This is a genomic window from Amnimonas aquatica (assembly GCF_002943415.1).
GTDB lineage: Bacteria > Pseudomonadota > Gammaproteobacteria > Pseudomonadales > Moraxellaceae > Perlucidibaca > Perlucidibaca aquatica_A.
The window spans coordinates 1-5,158 of sequence record NZ_PTQZ01000135.1 but is presented as its reverse complement, the minus strand read 5'-3'; the positions used below and the strand labels follow the sequence as shown (position 1 = coordinate 5,158).

The window sequence follows — 5,158 nt, the reverse complement described above, 5'->3', positions numbered from 1 at the left end:
TGGCAGTGGTCAACCCGCGCACGGCGCGCGACTTTGCTCGCGCGATGGGTGCATTGGCCAAGACCGATGCGCTGGATGCGCGCATGCTCGCGGCCTTCGCCCGCGTTCTGCACCAGCACCCCGAGCGTGAGCGCTTCGTCAAGCCGCTGGCCGACGCCGAGTTGCAGCAGTTGCAAGCGCTGGTGCTGCGCCGACGGCAACTGGTGCAGATGCTGACCTCCGAACGCCAGCGCATGCGCCTGGCTCACGCGGCGGCGCGCCCGAGCATCGAGCGGGTCATCGAATTCCTCAAGCAGGAGCTTGGCGACAGTGACGGGGAGGTGGCTGCGCACGTGCAGCGCCATCACGCTGCACTGGCGCAAGCGCTGAGCAGCGTGCCGGGCATCGGCGCGGCCAGCGTGGCCGTGCTGCTGGCCGAGTTGCCCGAACTGGGCAAGCTCGACCGGCGCCGTATCGCCGCGCTGGTGGGCGTGGCACCCTTGAACCGCGACTCCGGCCAGATGCGTGGGCAGCGCTCCATCTGGGGCGGACGCGCCGAGGTACGCCGCACGCTGTACATGGCCACGCTGACGGCGGTGCGCCACAACCCGGCGCTCAAGGCCTGCTACGAGCGTCTGCTGGACGCTGGCAAGCGCAAGAAGGTGGCCCTAGTGGCGTGCATGCGCAAGCTGCTGACCATGCTCAACGCCATCGCAAAGCATGGCTCGATGTGGGACTCGACTATGCATAGCTCTTGACTAACAAGACGGTTGCTCAGCCGGCCACCACCACGATGCCGTCCATTTCCACCAGCGCGCCGCGCGGCAGCGCGGCGACGCCGATGGCGGCGCGGGCCGGGTAGGGCTGCTGGAAGTAGCGCGCCATGATCTCGTTGACCAGCGCGAAGTGACCGAGGTCGGTGAGGAAGATGTTCAGCTTGGCGATGTCGTTGAGCGTGGCGCCGGCCGCCTCGCAGACCGCCTGCAGGTTGTCGAACACGCGAATGATCTGGGCCTCGATGCCATCCACCAGCTGCATGCTTTCCGGGTCCAGGCCGATCTGGCCGGACAGGTAGATGGTGTTGCCGACCTTCACGGCCTGCGAGTAGGTGCCGATGGCGGCGGGGGCCTTCGGGGTCTGGATGACGGCGCGGTTCATGCTGCGGCTCCGGGAATGGTCGTGGGCGGGGAAGGGCGACAGTCTCCGCAAAAGCGGCCGGCGCGGCAAGTCGGCCCGGCCGTCGCTTCGCCGTGTCCGGGCCGGCGCTGGCCCGGCGGGATGGGCTGGCGCCGTCGGGCGCGCATTGCGGAGGCTCAGGCCTTGACGCGGGTGACCTTGTCGACGCCGGGCAGGATGCGGATGCGCTTGATGATCTGCGCCAGGTGGATGCGGTCGCGCACCTGCAGGCCGAGCTGCATGACGCCGTGGTGCGAGCCCTTCTCCTCGACGTTGATGTGCTCGATGTTGGCATCGCTGTCGGTGACTTCGCGGGCGATCACGGCGAGCAGGCCGCGCTGGTTCGCCAGCGCGATGCGCAGCTCGCTCTGGAATTCGCGGCTGACGGTGTCGGCCCAGCGCAGCGGCACGCACTTGTCGGGGTTGGCGCGGCTCTCGGCCGCCATGTTGCGGCACTTGTGACGGTGGATCACCACGCCGCGCCCCGAGCTCAGGTGGCCCATGATCTCGTCGCCGGGCAGCGGCCGGCAGCAGCGCGCGTACGACACCACCAGGCCCTCGGTGCCGCGGATGGATATGCCCTTCCCGGCCTGTCGCTGCACGGTCCGGCTCACCGCCGGATGGTCATCTTCCGGCACCAGGCGGCGCGCGATGATCTGCGGCACCTGGTTGCCCAGGCCGATGCTTTCCAGCAGCGCTTCGGTGTCGGTCATGCCGAGCTCGCCGAGCACCTTGCGCACGCGCTTCTCGGGCAGCGCGTCGAGCTTGCTGCCGAGGCCGGACAGCGCCTTGTCGAGCAGGCGCAGGCCGAGGTCGCGCGACTCGCCCTGCTGCTGGTCCTTGAGGTAGTGGCGGATCTTGGCGCGCGCGCGGCTGGTCACCACGAAGTCCAGCCAGCCCGGGTTCGGGCGGGCGCCGGGCGCGGTCACGATCTCCACCGTCTGGCCGGTGGTCAGCGGCAGGCTGAGCGGCGCCAGGCGATTGTCGACACGGGCGGCGACGCAGGTGTCGCCGATGTCGGAGTGCACGGCGTAGGCGAAGTCGACCGGCGTGGCACCGCGCGGCAGGGTCAGGATGCGGCCCTTGGGGGTGAAGATGTAGACCTCGTCCGGGAACAGGTCGATCTTCACGCTCTCGATGAACTCCATGGAGTCGCCGGCGTTGCGCTGCAGCTCCAGCAGGGATTTCATCCACTCGCGCGCGCGCGTCTGCGAGGTGTTGGTGAAGCCGTCGGACTTGTACAGCCAGTGCGCGGCGATGCCGTTGCTGGCCATGGCGTCCATGGCCTCGGAGCGGATCTGCACCTCGATCGGCACCCCGCGCGGACCTTTCAGCACCGTGTGCAGCGACTGGTAGCCGTTGGTCTTGGGGATGGCGATGTAGTCCTTGAACTTGCCCGGGATCGGCTTGTACAGGTTGTGCACGATGCCGAGCGTCCGGTAGCAGGCATCGACGCCGTCGACGATCACGCGGAAGCCGTACACGTCCATGATCTCGGAGAACGAGCGCTGCTTCTCGCGCATCTTCTGGTAGATGCTGTAGAGGTGTTTCTCGCGGCCTTCGACGCGGGCCTTGATGCCCTCGGCGCCGAGGCGTTCGCCGATGGCGACCTCGAGGCTGGTGACCATTTCCTTGCGGTGGCCGCGCGCGGCCAGCACGGCACGCCGGATGCGCTCGGCGCGCATGGGCCAGATGGCCTGGAAGCCCAGCTCCTCGTACTCGATGCGGATGTCGTTCATCCCCAGGCGCATGGCGATGGGCGCGTAGATCTCCAGCGTCTCGCGCGCCACGCGCTTGCGCTTCTCCACCGTCAGCACGTCGAGCGTGCGCATGTTGTGCAGGCGGTCGGCGAGCTTGACCACGATCACGCGCACGTCCTGGGTCATGGCCAGGATCATCTTGCGGAAATTCTCGGCCTGGGCCTCGGCCTTGGAGTTGAAGTGCACCTGGGTGAGCTTGGTCACGCCATCGACCAGGGCGGCGACATCGGCGCCGAATTCGCTGGTCAGGGCTTCCTTGGAAACGCCGGTGTCCTCGATGACATCGTGCAGCATGGCGGCCATCAGGCTCTGGTGGTCCATGTGCATGTCGCAGAGGATGTGCGCGACCGCGAGCGGGTGCGTGACGTAGGGATCGCCGTTGCGACGGAACTGGCCGAGGTGGGCCTTTTCGGAAAACAGGTAGGCGCGACGAACTTCCTCTACCTGGTCGGAGGTGAGGTAGGTTTGCAGTCTGTCACAAAGGGCGTCGATGCCGGAGCTCATCTACCGAGTCTCCGGCGCGCGGGGCGTGTCGTCAAGGCCGGCAGCGCACAACTGCCGGGCCCTGGCTGACTGGCCGCCCCGGTCATGCGGGGGTGCGCCGGATCAGATCTCGACCGGGGGCTGGTACTCGAGGTCGCCGAGGTTGCTGAGGTCGGGCAGCGCTTCCTCTTCCGGCACTTCGGTGAGAATGGAGCGGTCCACCAGGTCGGCGGCGATTTCGCGCAGGGCCATGACGGTGGGCTTGTCGTTTTCCCACGGCAGGCCGGCTTCCTTGCCACCGGTCGCCAGCTGACGGGCGCGCTTGGAGGCGACGAGCACCAGCTCGAAGCGGTTATCGAGATTGGTCAGGCAGTCTTCGACGGTTACACGGGCCACGACGGACCTCCGGACAGCGATCAGAAAAGAGGCGGAATTCTACCGGCTGCCCGCGCAGCGCACAACCGCAGCCTGAAGATGGTGTTTCGGGGGTGGCGGGGGCATGGGGCTGGAAAACTGTAGCGCCTTCCAGCGTGTTTTCCAGCCCCATGCCCCCGCCACCCCCGGACGACCTGTATTCAGGCTCCGGACAGCAGGCGGCGGATCAGCTCGGCCTGACGCTGCGACTGTGCCCGGTGCGACAGCCGCGCGGCGCGCACGATGCCCTGCAGGTCGGCCAGCGCGGTGGCGAAGTCGTCGTTGATCACCAGGTAGTCGAACTCGGCATAGTGGCTGATGTCGGCGATGGCCTCGCTCAGGCGGTGCGCGATCACCTCGGTGCTGTCGGTGCCGCGACCGTTCAGGCGTTCGGCCAGCGCCTTCAGCGACGGCGGCAGGATGAACACCGACAGCGCCTGCGGCATCAGCTCGCGCACGATCTGCGCGCCCTGCCAGTCGATCTCCAGGATCACGTCGCGATCTTCCGCGAGCTGCTGCTCGACCCAGGTCTTTGAGGTGCCGTAGAGGTTGCCGAAGACTTCGGCATGTTCCAGGAACTGGCCTTCCGCAACTTCGGCAAGGAAGCGCTCGCGGTCGGTGAAGTGATAGTTCACCCCGTCGACCTCGCCCGGGCGTGCCGGGCGCGTGGTGTGCGATACCGAGACGCCGAGGCGGTCGTCGCCGGCGACGAGGGATTTCACCAGCGAGGTTTTGCCGGTGCCGGAGGCGGCGGCGATGATGAACAGGGTGCCGGACATGATGATCTCGATTCGCGTGGATCGGGGCGGGCGCCAGCGCGGCGTCGCCGAAGGCGCTATTCAAGCAAAAAACGGGTCGATGCTTAAGTCATTCCTGTGTTCATCCTGCCAGATGCCGGGTGTCCGGCCGGTCCAGCGCCGGAAAGCGCGCTGGAAGGCGCTCTGTTCCGAGAAGCCGCAGGCCTGCGCCAGCGAGGCGAGGTCATCGTGTCCGGCGCGCAGCCAGAACAGCGCGGCCTCGCGGCGCACGTCATCGTGCAGCACGCGCAGGTTGATGCCCTGCTGGCCGAGATACTGGCGCAGCTGGCGCGGTTGCAGGCCGAGCGCGCCGGCCAGCGCGGCGGCTTCCGGCAGCGGGCCGGGCAGGGCGCGGAAGCAGGCGGCGCGCAGGCGGTTCTCCAGGTTCAGCAGCGGCATGCGGGCGAGCTGTCGGCGTGCCTCCTGCATGACCATGTCGCTGCTGCCGGCATCGGCGAGGTCCAGTCGCCGCTCCAGCCAGACGGCGGGGAAGCGCAGAGCGTAGGCATCGGCGCCGAAGCTGACCGGGCAGCCCAGCAGGGCTTCGTA

6 protein-coding genes are annotated in these 5,158 nt (G+C 68.0%); 1 reads left to right on the top strand and 5 read right to left on the bottom strand.

What is annotated here, in order from left to right:
• Positions 1-737: transposase (locus C5O18_RS06350; protein ID WP_105192489.1), on the top strand; the 737-nt coding region annotated here is incomplete at its 5' end.
• A gap of 16 nt (positions 738-753) precedes the next feature.
• Here the strand turns inward: C5O18_RS06350 and C5O18_RS06345 are convergent.
• The 5 genes from C5O18_RS06345 to C5O18_RS06325 form a co-directional block, all read right to left on the bottom strand.
• Positions 754-1,137 (bottom strand): RidA family protein, encoded by a 384-nt coding sequence (locus C5O18_RS06345; RefSeq protein WP_105192487.1) that lies wholly within the window; start codon positions 1,135-1,137, stop codon positions 754-756.
• Positions 1,138-1,292: 155 nt separating this feature from the next.
• Positions 1,293-3,419, bottom strand: a complete 2,127-nt coding sequence (gene spoT / locus C5O18_RS06340; RefSeq protein WP_105192485.1) for a bifunctional GTP diphosphokinase/guanosine-3',5'-bis pyrophosphate 3'-pyrophosphohydrolase — start codon at positions 3,417-3,419, stop codon at positions 1,293-1,295.
• 102 nt (positions 3,420-3,521) lie between these two features.
• Complete coding sequence (gene rpoZ, locus C5O18_RS06335) at positions 3,522-3,794, bottom strand: DNA-directed RNA polymerase subunit omega (protein WP_105192483.1); 273 nt, start codon at positions 3,792-3,794, stop codon at positions 3,522-3,524.
• Between the two features lie 179 nt (positions 3,795-3,973).
• Positions 3,974-4,591 carry a guanylate kinase gene (gmk, locus tag C5O18_RS06330; protein WP_105192481.1) on the bottom strand — a complete coding sequence of 206 codons (618 nt, stop codon included), beginning with the start codon at positions 4,589-4,591 and terminating at the stop codon, positions 3,974-3,976.
• A 60-nt stretch (positions 4,592-4,651) separates the two neighbouring features.
• Positions 4,652-5,158 (bottom strand): helix-turn-helix domain-containing protein (locus C5O18_RS06325; protein ID WP_146089243.1); only part of this gene is annotated, 507 nt, incomplete at its 5' end.